This is a genomic window from Rhodococcus (subgen. Prescottella) equi (assembly GCF_003013675.1).
Taxonomy (GTDB): Bacteria; Actinomycetota; Actinomycetes; order Mycobacteriales; family Mycobacteriaceae; genus Prescottella; species Prescottella equi.
Map to the genome: position 1 here is coordinate 2499241 of NZ_CP027793.1, position 14143 is coordinate 2513383.

General features: G+C 70.9%; 14 protein-coding genes. 6 read left to right on the forward strand and 8 right to left on the reverse strand.

Translation table 11 applies throughout. From position 1 onward, the window contains the following. Positions 1 to 156: 156 nt before the first annotated feature. Both metK and C7H75_RS11815 read left to right on the forward strand, forming a co-directional pair. The gene (gene metK, locus C7H75_RS11810) at positions 157 to 1368 is read left to right on the forward strand and encodes a methionine adenosyltransferase (RefSeq protein ID WP_013415919.1); all 1212 of its coding nucleotides are present in this window, start codon (positions 157 to 159) and stop codon (positions 1366 to 1368) included. A 22-nt stretch (positions 1369 to 1390) separates the two neighbouring features. Beyond that, positions 1391 to 3412, forward strand: coding sequence for a primosomal protein N' (locus tag C7H75_RS11815; protein WP_174525762.1), 2022 nt, complete (start codon positions 1391 to 1393; stop codon positions 3410 to 3412). Here the strand turns inward: C7H75_RS11815 and C7H75_RS11820 are convergent. After that, on the reverse strand, positions 3409 to 3756 hold the full coding sequence (locus C7H75_RS11820) for an EthD domain-containing protein (protein ID WP_005513432.1): 348 nt from the start codon (positions 3754 to 3756) through the stop codon (positions 3409 to 3411). The genes C7H75_RS11815 and C7H75_RS11820 overlap by 4 nt on opposite strands. A 67-nt stretch (positions 3757 to 3823) precedes the next feature. After that, complete coding sequence (corA, locus tag C7H75_RS11825; RefSeq protein ID WP_013415922.1) at positions 3824 to 4840, reverse strand: magnesium/cobalt transporter CorA; 1017 nt, start codon at positions 4838 to 4840, stop codon at positions 3824 to 3826. A 180-nt stretch (positions 4841 to 5020) separates the two neighbouring features. On the opposite strand from corA, the gene C7H75_RS11830 reads away from it, so the two are divergent. Continuing rightward, positions 5021 to 6016 carry an esterase/lipase family protein gene (locus C7H75_RS11830; protein ID WP_231812510.1) on the forward strand — a complete coding sequence of 332 codons (996 nt, stop codon included), beginning with the start codon at positions 5021 to 5023 and terminating at the stop codon, positions 6014 to 6016. Positions 6017 to 6036: 20 nt separating this feature from the next. Here C7H75_RS11830 and C7H75_RS11835 read toward each other — a convergent pair whose 3' ends face one another. After that, a complete protein-coding gene (locus C7H75_RS11835) occupies positions 6037 to 6243 on the reverse strand; it encodes a hypothetical protein (RefSeq protein WP_037085301.1) in 207 nt (68 codons plus the stop codon). Positions 6244 to 6474: 231 nt separating this feature from the next. On the opposite strand from C7H75_RS11835, the gene C7H75_RS11840 reads away from it, so the two are divergent. From C7H75_RS11840 to C7H75_RS11850, 3 genes are all read left to right on the forward strand, one after another. Continuing rightward, on the forward strand, positions 6475 to 8115 hold the full coding sequence (locus tag C7H75_RS11840) for an alpha/beta hydrolase (protein ID WP_044991007.1): 1641 nt from the start codon (positions 6475 to 6477) through the stop codon (positions 8113 to 8115). 107 nt (positions 8116 to 8222) lie between these two features. Further along, a complete protein-coding gene (gene fmt / locus C7H75_RS11845; RefSeq protein ID WP_005513425.1) occupies positions 8223 to 9146 on the forward strand; it encodes a methionyl-tRNA formyltransferase in 924 nt (307 codons plus the stop codon). Then, positions 9143 to 10630 carry an RsmB/NOP family class I SAM-dependent RNA methyltransferase gene (locus tag C7H75_RS11850; protein WP_084844179.1) on the forward strand — a complete coding sequence of 496 codons (1488 nt, stop codon included), beginning with the start codon at positions 9143 to 9145 and terminating at the stop codon, positions 10628 to 10630. The genes fmt and C7H75_RS11850 overlap by 4 nt, the downstream gene beginning before the upstream one ends. A gap of 22 nt (positions 10631 to 10652) precedes the next feature. Here the strand turns inward: C7H75_RS11850 and C7H75_RS11855 are convergent, their stop codons facing one another. The 5 genes from C7H75_RS11855 to C7H75_RS11875 all read right to left on the reverse strand — a co-directional run bounded on the left by C7H75_RS11855 (position 10653) and on the right by C7H75_RS11875 (position 14100). Further along, the gene (locus C7H75_RS11855) at positions 10653 to 10913 is read right to left on the reverse strand and encodes a DUF4235 domain-containing protein (protein ID WP_005513423.1); all 261 of its coding nucleotides are present in this window, start codon (positions 10911 to 10913) and stop codon (positions 10653 to 10655) included. Between the two features lie 73 nt (positions 10914 to 10986). Next, complete coding sequence (locus C7H75_RS11860) at positions 10987 to 11598, reverse strand: class I SAM-dependent DNA methyltransferase (RefSeq protein WP_013415928.1); 612 nt, start codon at positions 11596 to 11598, stop codon at positions 10987 to 10989. Beyond that, a complete protein-coding gene (locus tag C7H75_RS11865) occupies positions 11595 to 12374 on the reverse strand; it encodes a PIG-L deacetylase family protein (protein WP_081121736.1) in 780 nt (259 codons plus the stop codon). The genes C7H75_RS11860 and C7H75_RS11865 overlap by 4 nt, the downstream gene beginning before the upstream one ends. Next, on the reverse strand, positions 12371 to 13318 hold the full coding sequence (locus C7H75_RS11870) for an acyl-CoA dehydrogenase family protein (protein WP_081121735.1): 948 nt from the start codon (positions 13316 to 13318) through the stop codon (positions 12371 to 12373). Before C7H75_RS11870 ends, C7H75_RS11865 begins: the two co-directional genes overlap by 4 nt. After that, entirely contained in the window at positions 13315 to 14100 is a 786-nt protein-coding gene (locus C7H75_RS11875; protein ID WP_233281903.1) for a glycosyltransferase family 2 protein, read from the reverse strand. Before C7H75_RS11875 ends, C7H75_RS11870 begins: the two co-directional genes overlap by 4 nt. Positions 14101 to 14143: the final 43 nt, after the last annotated feature.

Sequence of the window (14143 nt, forward strand, 5' to 3'; positions counted from 1 at the left end):
GTTGCCGCCGGGGACGGCTTCCTGGCACTAGGGTCGTCCGCGGTATTGAATAGAAGTCGAAATCAAAATCAGCTCAGGTGTCGTATCGAGTCCCCGGAGTCCGTTGACACGGATTCGGCGAGGTGAGATTCGGGCAGAACGTCGAGAGGGAGATCTGTGAGCACGTCCGGCAAGCGGCTATTCACCAGTGAGTCCGTGACCGAAGGTCACCCGGACAAGATCTGTGACGCGATCAGTGACTCCATCCTCGACGCGATGCTCGAGAAGGATCCGCGCAGCCGCGTCGCGGTCGAGACCCTGGTGACCACCGGGCAGGTCCACGTCGCCGGCGAGGTCACCACGTCCGCGTACGTCGACATCCCCAAGATCGTGCGCGACAAGGTGCTCGAGATCGGTTACGACTCCTCGGCCAAGGGCTTCGACGGCAACTCTTGCGGCGTCAACATCGCGATCGGCGCGCAGTCGCCCGAGATCGCACAGGGCGTCGACCACTCGCACGAGGCCCGCGTCGGCGGCCTCGCCGACGACGAGATCGATCGTCAGGGCGCCGGTGACCAGGGCCTGATGTTCGGGTACGCCTGCACCGACACCCCCGAGTTGATGCCGCTGCCGATCGCGTTGGCGCACCGCCTGTCGCGTCGTCTGACCGAGGTTCGCAAGACCGGTGTGCTGCCGTACCTGCGTCCGGACGGCAAGACCCAGGTCACGATCGAGTACGACGGTGACCGTCCGGTGCGCCTCGACACGGTCGTCATCTCGACGCAGCATGCCGCCGACATCGATCTCGACAACCTGCTCACCCCGGATCTGCGCGAGAAGGTGCTCGGCCACGTTCTGTCGGAGTTGACCATCCCGCTCGACACCGCCGACGTCCGCCTGCTGGTCAACCCGACCGGGAAGTTCGTGCTGGGCGGCCCGATGGGCGACGCCGGTCTCACCGGCCGCAAGATCATCGTCGACACCTACGGCGGAATGGCGCGCCACGGCGGCGGCGCGTTCTCCGGCAAGGATCCGTCGAAGGTGGACCGCTCGGCCGCGTACGCGATGCGCTGGGTCGCGAAGAACGCCGTGGCGGCGGGTCTCGCCGACCGAATCGAGGTCCAGGTGGCCTACGCGATCGGTAAGGCCGCACCGGTCGGACTGTTCGTCGAGGCATTCGGCACCGAGAAGGTCGACATCGCGACCATCCAGCAGGCGATCAGCGAGGTCTTCGACCTGCGTCCCGGCGCGATCATCCGCGACCTGGATCTGCTTCGCCCGATCTACGCGGACACCGCGGCGTACGGCCACTTCGGTCGCACCGACGTGGATCTGCCCTGGGAGCGCACCGACCGCGCGGAGAAGCTGCGCGCGGCCGCCGGCCTCTGATCGCGACCGAGAGATCGGTTCGCTGACCGGCACCGACAAGACAGCGGCAGCACACGCGCCCGTGGCGCGAGTGCTGCCGCTGCTTCCTGTTGCGCACCTGGACCGGGAATTCGACTACCTGATTCCTGCGGAGCTCGACGATCAGGCGCAGCCCGGCGTGCGGGTGCGGGTGAGGTTCTCCGGGCGTCTGGTCGACGGCTATCTCCTCGAACGGATCGAATCCAGCGAGCACCCCGGCAAGCTCGGCTGGCTGGACCGGGTCGTGTCCGCCGAACCCGTCCTGACCGCGGAGGTGCGGGATCTGGTCGACGCCGTCGCCCAGCGCTACGCCGGGACGCGGACCGACGTCCTGCGTCTCGCGGTTCCACCGCGGCACGCGAAGGTCGAGTCCGAGGAGTGGACGCCCCGCCCGGTCCCCGAGCCGCCGAAGGCGGATCGGGAGGCGTGGTCGGCGTACACCCACGGCATCAACTTCCTGGAGGCACTCGAGGCGGGGCGCGGGCCGCGCGCCGCGTGGCAGGCCCTTCCCGGTGAGGACTGGACGACGCGGTTGGCCGAGCTGGCCGGTGTCGTCGCCGCGACGGGCCGCGGCGTGATCCTCGTGGTGCCCGATCAGCGCGATCTCGACCGACTGCTCGCGGCGTGCGAAAGCGTAGTCGGCGCCGATCATGTCGTGGGACTCGCGGCCGGGCTCGGTCCGGCAGCGCGGTACCGCCGCTGGCTCGCCGCCCTGCGGGGCACTGCGCGGATCGTCGTGGGGACCCGCGCCTCGGTCTTCGCCCCGACGCCGGACATCGGCCTCGTCGTGGTGTGGGACGACGGCGACAGCAGCCTGTCGGAGCCACGGTCGCCGTACCCGCATGCGCGGGAGGTCGCGTTGCTGCGGGCCCATTCCACCGGATGCGCCGTGGTGATCGCGGGTCACGCCCGGACGGCGGAGGCGCAGGCCCTCGTCGACTCCGGGTGGGCGCACGACCTCGTGGCGGCGCGCGACGTCGTGCGGGCGCGGGCACCGATGATCACCGCGCTCGCGGACAGCGACCATGCGCTGGCTCGCGATCCCGGGGCCCGCGCCGCCCGGCTGCCGGGCATCGCCTTCGCGGCGGCCCGTCAGGCGCTTGCCGCGGGACACGGTGTGCTGGTCCAGGTTCCGCGGCGCGGCTACGTCCCCTCGCTCGCGTGCGCCAAGTGCCGGGCGCCTGCACGATGCCGTCGCTGCAACGGTCCGCTGGCGCTGCCCGCGGCGGCCGGGCCGGACGGTGCGGGCTCGCCGACCTGCAAGTGGTGCGGTGTGGCCGACACCAACCATCGCTGCCACGCGTGCGGCGCCCGGGCGCTGCGGGCGGTGGTCGTCGGCGCCGGTCGTACCGCGGAGGAACTGGGCCGGGCGTTCGCGGGGATCGCGGTGCACACGTCGGGGGGATCCGACGTCAAGGCCGAGATCTCGCCCGGGCCCAAGCTGGTGGTGTCGACCGTGGGCGCGGAGCCGGTGATGCCGGGCGGCTACGGCGCGGCGCTGCTGCTCGACGGTTGGGCACTGCTCGGCCGGGCGGATCTGCGCGCCGCCGAGGAGACGCTGCGCCGGTGGATGACGGCGTCGGCGCTGGTGCGGCCGCACGGCGACGGGGGACAGGTCGTGGTGGTCGCCGATTCCGGGATACCCACCGTGCAGGCGCTGGTGCGCTGGGACCCGGTGTGGCACGCCCGCGGGCAACTCGAGGAACGGGCCGAGGTCGGGTTCCCTCCGGCCGTGCACCTCGCGGCGATCGACGGGACGGTCGCGTCGATCGGGGAGATCCTCGAGCTCGCGGCGCTGCCCGAGTCGGCCGAGGTACTCGGACCGGTGCCCTTGCCGCCCGGTGAGCGTCTGCCGTTCTCGAGTGACGAGCCGGAACCCGAGGACGTGGAGCGAATGCTGGTGCGGGTTCCCCGTGCCGACGGGCGAGCGCTCGCGAAGGCCTTGGCCGAGGCGCGGGCAGTGCGGAGCGCCCGCCGGTCGGTAGGTCCGGTGCGGGTGCAGGTGGACCCGCTGCGCATCGGCTAGCTCTCGTGGACCTCGACGATGTACATCCGGTTACGTGAGCGGTCGAGGAACTTCTCCTCGTCGGCCTCGATCGCCGCGGCCACCTCGGGGCGCGCATGGGTGGCGATCATCGCCTCGTACGCCTCCCGGTCGGCGAACACGAACTCACTGATCACGTCGAAGTCCGGGTCAGGCGCGCCGGCCGCGCCCAGCATGTTGCCGCGGTCGAGGTAATTGCGGCGGTACTCGCCGATCTGCGGCAGCAGGCGCCGGATCAGCTCGGCGTGATTGTTCTCGTAGTATTCGACGAACTCGGCGTGGGTGAGTTCCGGCTTACGGGCCAGTAGCGCAACGGCTTTGATCATGTCGGCACGGTAGGGCACGCGCCGCGTCGCCGGCAGATGTGATCCCGCTCACCGGCAACGTCTCGGGTCAGAGCCAGTGTTGGCGTTTGAAGACGAAATACAGCGTCACGGAGGTCGCGACCATGAGCAGGACGGCTATCGGATAGCCGAATTGCCAGCCGAGTTCGGGCATGTTCTGGAAGTTCATCCCGTACACCGTGCCGACCAACGTAGGCGCGAAAAGGATTGCAGCCCAGGCCGAGATCTTCTTGACTTCCTCGTTCTGGGTGAGGCTCGTCAGCGTCAGACGGCGCATCTCCTCGTTCTGCTGCTGCGCCACCAGGGTGGCGTGCACCGTCAGGGCCGTCTGCAGATGGGCACGGGACGAGTCGGCGCGCTCGACGATCCGCAGGGTGTGGTCCAGGACGTCACGCAGATGCCGACGAAGTTCGAGTTCGACGTGATACTTGTCGGATCCGCGTTCGAGGGCCTCGAGGATCGACACGAGCGGATGGGTGGCGCGCTGGAAGTCGATGACCTCGCCGGAGAGGTCGTAGATGCGCCTGGCCACCGCCGGATCACCGGTGAAGACCTGATTCTCGATCTCGTCGATGTCGTTCTCGAGTCCCGCGGCGACGGGCAGGTACTCGTCGACGATCTGGTCCAGGATCGCGTAGAGGACCGCCTCGGGGCCCAACTTCAGCAGGTCGGGGGAGGCTTCGAGCCGACGTCGGACCTGCGCCAGGTCGGGCGACTCGGCGTGCCGGATGGTGACCACGAAATCCGGTCCGACGAAGACGTGTACCTCGCCGAACTCGACCTTCTCGACGTCGTCCAGATAGCGGGCAGGGCGGAGCACCACGAACAGGGTGGTGTCGTAGCGCTCGAGCTTGGGGCGCTGGTGCGCCGCGATCGTGTCCTCCACCGCGAGGTGATGCAGACCGAATTCACGAGCGAGCGAATCGACCTCGGCCGCGTCCGGCCGGTACAGGCCGATCCAGGCCATGCCGTCGTGCTCGCGCATGCTGCGGTACGTACAGTCGAGCGACTTCGGCGTGTCCACCCGCGTGCCGTCGACGTAGACCGCGTTGTCCACGATGGTCATCAGTGCCCCTGATTCTCTCGCGCAGTGGCCTTATTGCATCACGTCCGCGGCGCTGCCGGTTCGAACGCCGCCGTGCGGCAGTCGTTCCACGATCGTGATCTCATCCACCGGTCTGCGATACGCCGCCACCGCAACGATCTTGATAGACACACTCGAACAGGTCCGGTCGGGGAGGTGCGCATGAACCGAACGATGCGAATGGTCGCGGCGACGGTGGGTGTCGCCCTCGCGGTCGGTGCCGGGGGCTGGGGCGCGACCGCCGCTGCGGACCCGATCGGCACCGCCACCGACCATCCCGCCTACGTCGTCCCCGTGGACCCCGGGCCGGTACAGACCCGGCACGCGGCGGCGCTGCGGTACGCCGAGGATCATCCTGATACGGCACCTCCCGGCTCGAACGACTTCACGTGCCGCCCGGCACCTGCACACCCGAATCCGGTGGTTCTCGTCCACGGCAGCGATTCCGACTCGTACACCGACTGGGCGGCGCTGTCACCGATGCTCGCCGACCGCGGCATGTGCGTGTTCACGCTCAACTACGGTTCGGACGGCAAGCCCGGCAAGTACGCGCGGGGCGACATGGCGCTCAGCGCCGCGGAGGTCGGCGCGTTCGTCGACCGGGTACGTGCGGCGACGGCGGCCGCGAAGGTCGACCTGGTCGGGTACTCGCAGGGCGCCACCGTCGCCCGCTACTACGTCAACCGGCTCGGGGGCAGCGCCGCAGTCGATCGCTGGGTGGGCGTCGCGTCGCCCACCTACGGCGGGAACATGTACGGCATCGTGACTCTGCTCAAACTGGTGCCGCGCCCCGAACGGATCGTCGAGTGGCTCACCTCGGAAGCGATCAGCCAGCAGATGCAGGGGTCTCCCTTCCTCGCCGCCCTCAACGCCGGTGGCGACACCGTGCCCGGCGTCCGATACACCACCGTCGGCTCGCGCTACGACGAGATGATCCAACCCCACACCAACATCGCATTGCGAGATCCGGGCGCGACGAATCTGCTGATCCAGGACCTGTGTGCCGAGAACCGGGGCGGTCATTTCAACATGGTGTACGACCCGTTCGCGCTCGGTCTGGTCGTGCGCGCACTCGACCCGAGCGCGCCGGCGCCGCCGTGCCGTCCGGTCCCGCTGGGCACCGGGATCCTCGACATGATCGTCGTCAGCAATTCCTGACAGTTCCGCCGGAACGGCAGTCAGTCGGCGAGTGTCGCCACGGCCTGCGCCCACAGGAAGAACTTGTTGGTGCCCAGGTCCCGTACGGTCCGGATGCCGAAGGCGGCCAGGAGGTGTTCGGCGTCGGAGTCGCTGACTCCCCGCAGCGACGAGACCGGGGCGTCGGCGAGGTCGTCCACCGAGCGTGATTCGAAGGCCTTGTCGAACTTGCTCGCGATTCCCGTCATGTCGACCTCCACACGCTGGGTTACGGTCAGGATTCGTACCCGCAGTAGAGCGCAGGACACGGCGGGTACGTCGAGATTGCGGCCTCGATCCGGTGTCGAGGCCTTATCGTTCCGGCCATGACAGCAGCTATCCGGGCATCCGACCCGGGTGCGGATGGTGCCGACGGCACCGCGCACGCACCCGACGACGGTGTCGGCACCCCGTCCGTGAGCCGTCGTGCCGTGCGGCGGATGCGGGAGTACGGGCGTGGACTGCACCCGGTGGGACTCGCGGTCGCACTCGTGCTCTTCACGTGGTCGATCAGCCCGTCCCTCCTGCCCCGCGCCTGGTATCTGCAGGGGGTGGCGACCGGTATCTCCGTCGCCGCCGGCTACGGCTTCGGTTGTCTCGCCGCATGGGTCGTGCGTTCGTGCGGCGTGCAACCGGCGTGGTCGGCGCGCACCCAGCGGATCGGCTGGTGGATCCTCGCTGCGGCGACCGTGATCGTCGTCCCCGTCTTCCTGGTGCTCGGTGGGGTGTGGCAGAACTACGTCCGCGACCTCGTCGGCATCGAGCGCACCAATCAGGCGAACGTCCTGCTGGTGTTCCTCATCGCGCTCGTGGTCTGGTTCGTGCTGCTCGAGGCCGGCCGCGGTGTCCGGGCCGGGACCCGCGAGCTCGCCGCGTTGGCCCGGCGGGTGATTCCACGGCCCGCCGCCAACGTCGCAGGCCTGGCGGTCGCGGTCGTGCTGGCCGTCCTCCTCGTCAACGGCGCGCTCTACAACGGGCTCGTCGCGTTCGCCAACTGGAGCTTCTCGGGAGCCGACACCGCCACCGCGCCGGGAGTCGAGCAGCCGACGGTCCCGGAGCGAAGTGGGTCGCCGGCGTCCGCGCAGGCGTGGGACACCCTCGGTCAGGAGGGGCGCACGTTCGTCGGGCGCGGCCCGGGCGCGGCCGAGATCGCCGCGGTCACCGGTCGTCCCGCGAAGGAGCCGATCCGGGTCTACGCGGGACGGGAGTCGGCCGAATCCGTGCCCGCGGTGGCGAACCTGGTGGTCGCCGAGCTCGACCGGACGAAGGCGTGGGAGCGGAAGGTCCTGGCGGTCAACACCACCACGGGCCGCGGCTGGGTGAATCAGAGCGTGGCGTCGTCGCTCGAGTACATCGAGGGCGGTGACACCGCCATCGCGTCGATGCAGTACTCGTTCCTGCCGAGCCCGCTGGCGTTCATCGCGGACCGGGAGAGCCCGCAGATCGCCGGGCGCGCGCTCTTCAACGCCGTGTTCGCCCGGTGGATCGACCTGCCCGTGGAGACGCGGCCGAAACTCGTCGTGTTCGGCGAGAGCCTCGGGTCCTACGGCGGCCAGAACGCGTTCGCGGGTTTCCAGGACATGGCCGCACGCGTCGACGGGGGCCTGTGGGTGGGGACCCCGAACTTCACCCCGCAATGGCAGGAGGTGACCGCCGCCCGCGATGCCGGCTCGCCCGAGATCCTGCCCGTCGTCGGGGACGGGGCGTCGGTGCGGTTCGCATCCGATCCCGAGGACCTCGACCTCGGCACACCGTGGAAGCCACGGCGGATCGTGTACTGGCAGCACGCGAGCGACCCCATCGTGTGGTGGTCGCCGAGCCTGCTGTTCAACGAGCCCGACTGGCTGAGGGAACCGCGGGGTCGCGACGTGGATCCGAACATGACGTGGATGCCGTTCGTGACCTTCTGGCAGGTGACGCTCGACATGGTGTTCTCCGCGGACGTCCCGGACGGCCACGGGCATTCGTACGGGCCGGAGGCGGCCGGGATCTGGGCGCGGATCCTGCAGCCCGAGGGGTGGACCGACGCCGACACCGCGCGCGTGCAGGCGGCGCTGACCGGGGAGGAGAGCGCTCCGTAGAATCGCGGGGTGAACCCTCTTCCGGCGCCGCCGGGATTCGATGCTCCGGGAGCCGCCCTCGTGAACTGTGTGACCACCCGTCCTCCGTGCAGGGAGGTTCGGCGCTGATGCGGATCGTCTTCGCCGGGACACCGGAACCGGCCGTGCCGTCGCTGCGACGGCTGATCGAATCCGAGCGGCACGAGGTGGTTGCCGTCGTCACTCGGCCCGACGCCGTTGCCGGCCGGGGCCGCAAGCTGGTGCGTTCGCCGATCGGTCAGCTCGCCGACGAACACGGCATCGAGGTGCTCACCCCGAAGTCGGCGTCGGACCCGGAGTTCCTGGCCCGATTGCAGGAGCTCGCTCCGGACGCCTGCCCGGTCGTCGCGTACGGCAACCTGCTGCCGCGTCCGGTGCTCGACGTCCCCCGGTTCGGGTGGATGAACCTGCACTTCTCGTTGCTGCCCGCGTGGCGGGGAGCGGCGCCCGTGCAGGCTGCCATCAACGCCGGGGACGAGATGACCGGCGCGACGGTGTTCGCTCTCGACGAGGGCATGGACACCGGGCCCGTGTACGGGGTGGTGACGGAAGCCATTCGCACCACCGACACGGCGGGCGCGCTGCTCGCCCGGCTCTCGGAGAGCGGTGCGATTCTGCTCGAGAGCGTGCTCGACGGCGTCGAGGACGGTGCGCTGCAGGCGGTTCCGCAGCCCCGCGAGGGTGTCTCCCACGCGCCCAAGGTGTCGGTCGAGTCGGCGCGGATCCGGTGGGATCAGCCCGCGCTGGCGGTGCACCGCCACGTGCGTTCGGTGACCCCGACACCCGGTGCGTGGACCATGATCGGTGATCTCCGGGTGAAGATCGGGCCCGTGACACTGGCCCAGGACTCCCTGCCGCCCGGTCGGATCGAGATCCGCAAGGACGGCTTCTACGTCGGGACGTCGACCACCGCGGTCCGGCTCGATCAGGTGCAGCCGCAGGGCAAGAAGCAGATGGCGGCGGTGGACTGGGCGCGTGGTGCGCGTCTCGACGGAGAGGTTCGGGCACAGTGAGCGACGAGAAGCGACCGGCACGCCGATCCGGAGGATCCGGTGGCCAGGGAGCGCGCAGTCGGAGCGGGCGTCCCACCGGACAGGGGCGGCGTAACGAGCGGCCCAAGCAGGCTCGTCGTCCGGACGCCGCCCAGGCCTCGATCGACCAGCCGCGGCGCGCGGCGCGCGACGTGTTGCGTGCGGTCCGTGAGCGCGACGCGTACGCGAATCTGGTTCTGCCGGGCCTGCTTCGGGAACGACGCCTCGACGGACGCGATGCCGCGCTGGCCACCGAACTCGCGTACGGCGCCGCCCGGGCCCGCGGCCTGCTCGACGCGGTGATCGCCGAATGTGCGGGCCGGCCCGTCGAGGAGATCGACGGACCCCTGCTCGACGTCCTCGAGCTCGGTGCGTACCAGCTGCTGCGGACTCGTATCGCGCCGCACGCGGCGGTCGCGACATCGGTGGACCTCGTGCGCGCCGAAGCCGGCCCGGGCAAGGCGGGCTTCGTCAACGCGGTACTGCGCCGGGTGTCCGAGAAGACCGAGGACGAGTGGGTCGCCCGCCTGGCCCCGGACGCCGTCGCCGACCCGGTGGGGCACCTGGCATTCCGCTACGCGCACCCCAAGTGGATCGCGCAGGCGTTCGCCGACTCGCTCGGCGCCGACGCCGCCGAGCTGCAGGACGTGCTGGTCGCCGACGACGCTCGGCCGGGAGTCCATCTGGTCGCGCGGCCGGGTGAGATCTCGGCAGAGGAATTGGCGCTGGTCACGGGCGGTGAGGTGGGCCCGTACTCGCCGTACGCGGTGCACCTCGACGGTGGCGATCCCGGTCTGCTCGACGCCGTGCGCGAAGGGTTGGCCGGTGTTCAGGACGAGGGCAGCCAGCTGGTCGCTCGCGCACTGACGCTGGCGCCGTTGGAGGGACCCGACACCGGCCGGTGGCTCGACCTGTGTGCCGGGCCCGGCGGGAAGGCGGCCCTGCTCGGGGCGCTCGTCGGCATCGACGGTGGCCGGCTCGACGCCGTGGAGCCGGCCGAGCACCGGGCGGACCTGGTGCGTAAGACCACCCGCGATCTGCCCGTCGATGTGCACGTCGCGGACGGTCGCGAGCCTGGACTCGACGGCGGGTACGACCGGATCCTCGTCGATGCGCCGTGTACCGGCCTGGGTGCGCTGCGCCGGCGTCCGGAGGCCCGGTGGCGGCGGCAACCGTCGGACGTGTCCGGCCTGGTGAAGCTGCAGCGGGAGCTGTTGGCGTCGGCTTTGCAGTTGGTCCGTCCCGGCGGCGTGGTGCTGTACTCGACGTGCTCACCGCACGTGTCCGAGACGGTCGCGGTGGTTGCGGACGCGGTGCGGCGTCACGGCGCGGTCGCGCTCGACACGCGCGAGTTGGTGCCCGGGGTGCCGAACCTGGGTGACGGTCCGGGCGTCCAGTTGTGGCCGCACCGGCACGGCACGGACGCGATGTTCATGGCGGCGCTGCGCCGGCCCCTGGAGAGCTGATCCGGGGCCGGCGGCGGCGCGGTCAGTTCGTCAGCGCGCGGTAGCCCTTCGCTCCGGCCCGGTCGACGGCGGCCTTGACGACGGCGAACACGGCGCCCTGCAGGGCTGCGGCGACGAGGACCTCGCGGTTGGAGCGGGCGAGGTCCTTGGGGTCGGGGGCGTTGTCGTCGTCCCCGACCCGCTTCCAGATCTGGCGGAAGGCGGCCCCGGCCAGGATGCCGCCGAGTACACCCGTGGCGAGGGACAGCGGCTTGTACAGAGCCTTCGCGGTCATCTTGTTCATGATCGAATCTCCTTGTCGTCGGTGAATCTCGGTCGTGGTGTGCGGTGCGGGGGCGACGCGCGCGGGCGGCGGGTCATCCGACCAGCCCTTCGCGGGCGGCGACGGAGGCGGGGTCAGCGCTCGCCGGTTCGAACGTCTCGATCAGAACGTCCGGGTCGGCGTAGCGCGCTGTGCGGACCAGTCCGGGCCGGGCGGCGAGAGCGTCGTGGACGGCGTCGCCGGTCTGCGGATAGTCCGGCACCGGGTGCCGCCAGTGCACGGCGACGATCACGCCGTCGTCGGTCAGATGGTCGTCCAGCTCGTCCAGCGTCCGGTGCAGTGCCTCGGGCGACAGGTAGTACGCGACCTCGCTCAACACCACCAGATCGAACGAGCCGGCCGGCCAGGGATCTCCCAGGGCCCAGCGCCGGAACGTGACGGCGGCACCCGCGAGTCGCACCCGCGCGCGTGCCAGGACGTCGTCGACGACGTCGGTTGCGAGAACGTGGTCGCAGCGGCCGGCCAGCACCTCGGTGAGATTGCCGATGGAACACCCCGGCTCGAACGCCGACCGGAATCGTCTGCGGGGCAGAACCGCGGCGGTGAGGGCGCGCTTGCGTTCCTCGTACCACCGCTCGTCGAACTCCCAGGGGTCCGGGGACTGCGAGTACATGTCGGCGAAGTAGTCGTCGGAGAGGCGGTTCACGGGACGAACACCGTCTCGTGGTCGCGCAACAGCCGGTCGAGCACGTGGCGCGGCAGGATGGCCCGGTCGGCCGGCGCGGGGGAGAGGTCGGTGATCTGAGAGGTGAACTCCGACACCGCGTCCCGCTTGCATCGCTGCCGGTGCCGCGTCGGGTGGAAGGTCCGGGCCCGGTGCCACGGCACGGACGGATCGCCGGGGCGCGACCAGTGCCACAACCACACCGGATACTCGATCAGCACCGCACCCGAGCGTAGGGCAGCGTCTGCGGCGGCCCGCCCGGCGGCCTCGTGGTCGGGGTGCCCGTCGTGCCGGAACGGCGCGGCGCACCAGGCGCCGGGCCGCAGGTGTCCGGCGATGGTCGTCGCGAGGTCCGTCTCGTGGTCGGCGACACGACCGTCGGGCAGGCCCAGGGGTGTCGCGGCGAGCAACCCCAACCGGTCCGCGGCGCGGAGCGATTCGGTCCGCCGCCGCTCGGCGAGCTCGGTGGGAGTCACGGTCGGCGAATCGGGGTGGGAGGCCTCACCGTCGGTGACGGACAGTATCGAGACCGGGACGCCGCGGGCCGCGAGTTCCGACGCGAGCGCGCCGACACCGAGGACCTCGTCGTCCGGGTGCGGCGCGACGACGAGCAACTCGGGGCAGGTGTGGACGTCGAGGTGAGGGAAGGCGGTGTGCCCGGACCACACCGATTCCGGGGTACCGCCGGATTCGATCGGTTCGGCGGCGAAGCGTGCGGTGGCGGCACGGGGTGAACGAGTGTGTGAGTCGGTGGTCACGGGATGGTCCTTTCCGGGCGGGAGAGGGCGGAGCCCAGATCGGCGAGGTCGTGTTCGGCATGGCTCTGCCGGAGGTAGACGGTCAGGTCGGCGACCAGTTGCGCATGGCTTCGGTCGCTGCACAGCGGGCCCGCGCCGAGGGCGCGTCCCACCCGGTCGACGGTCTCCGTCGCGGCCGCCTCGATCACCGCGCGGACGCGGCGCGCGCGGACGTGGGCTGCTCGTCCGTCGGTAGGATCGCGGTCCAATTCCTCCGCCGCGACGTCCAGCACACAGTGCGCCGCGTACAGCGCGGCATCGACGGCGCCCAGATGGGCGAGCCGGAACGGGTCGTCACCCACGCGCCGTCGGAGCTCGTCCGCGACCGCTATCGCGCCGCCGTACCAGCAGGCGGCCACGCCGATCGCACCGTGCCAGAAGCCGGGCCGGTCGAGGTACGCGCCGGGCTCACCGATCCGGACGGCGGGGACGCCGACGAAGTCCACCGCGCCGGAGTCGCTGGCACCCATCCCGACCGCGTGCCACGTGTCGGGCACGGCGGCGCTGCCCGGGCCGCGCAGGTCCACCGCGAACAGGGCGCGCTCGCTGTCCGTCCGTGCCGTCACCAGTGCGTGCGTGCAGGAGTGAGCGCCGGAGCACCACAGCTTCCTGCCGTCGAGCACGTATCCGCCGTCGGTCGCGCGCGCCGTCAGCGCAGGCGCCGGCGGTTCGGCGGCCCACACGCCCCACAGTTCTCCGGGCCGCGGTGACGGGCCGTGCAGTTCCGCCAGGATGGCGACCGCGTCCGCGTGCGCCTCGAGCAGTCGAGCGCCCACCAGGTCTCGCCGGGCCGCGTCCGCCAGGTCGCTCCATCGCTTTCGCGTCTGGCCGGAGCCGGGGAGGGGCCACCGCGCCGCGTCGTCGGGGGTGACGGTCGGATGCACCGCCGTCGCGCTCGGCGTCATCGCTGCTCCACGGACAGTGCCGGGCCGACCGGACCCCGACGAGTGGGCGCCGTGGATCCGGGGCCGGCAGCGATGGAGAGAAGGTGATCGCCGAAGCCGCGCGGTGCCCGCGGGTCACGCCGATCCGACGTCGTGACGACCGTGTGTTCGTCCCAGGCGACGCGATGACCAGCGCTGCCCAGCCGGGTCACGAGGTCGACGTCCTCTCCGGTTGCCAGCGCCCGGAATCCCCCGACCGCGTGGTAGACGTCCGCGCGGACACCGAGGTTCGCGCCGTGTACGTGGCCGTGGACCGATCCGCGGCGGCGGCGATAGCCGTCGTCGTACCGGCGCCGGGTCTCGCCGTCGTGTGCGGCCCAGTCGACGCGCACGGTCCCGGCCATCGCGTCGTGGTCGGCCCAGTAGGTGAGCTGGTCGACGAACCAGGAGTCCGGGACGACGGAGTCGGCATCGGTGGTCGAGAACCACACGTCGGGGCGGCCGACGAGACCGCTCGCGGCGAAGCCGGCGGCGCGTGCGGCGCCGACATTGCGCAGACTCAGCTCCACGAGGGTGATCCCGGCGGGCACGACGAGTGCGGTGTCGTCCGTGCAGGCGTCGAGTACGACCGTGGTGTGCACCGGCACCGGCGAGCGCTGTGCAGCCCTCTGCAGCGCTCGCAGGCAACGGGGAAGAAGCTCGCGTTCGTCGTGGGCCGGCACGACCGTGACGATGCATGTCGGCGCGGGTGTCGCGGCGGTGGTGGGACGGATCGCGGCGGGGTGGTTTGCTGTATCGGACACAGGGACTCCTGTCGCGGCGATGTGCTGCATCATCGGGAGATAA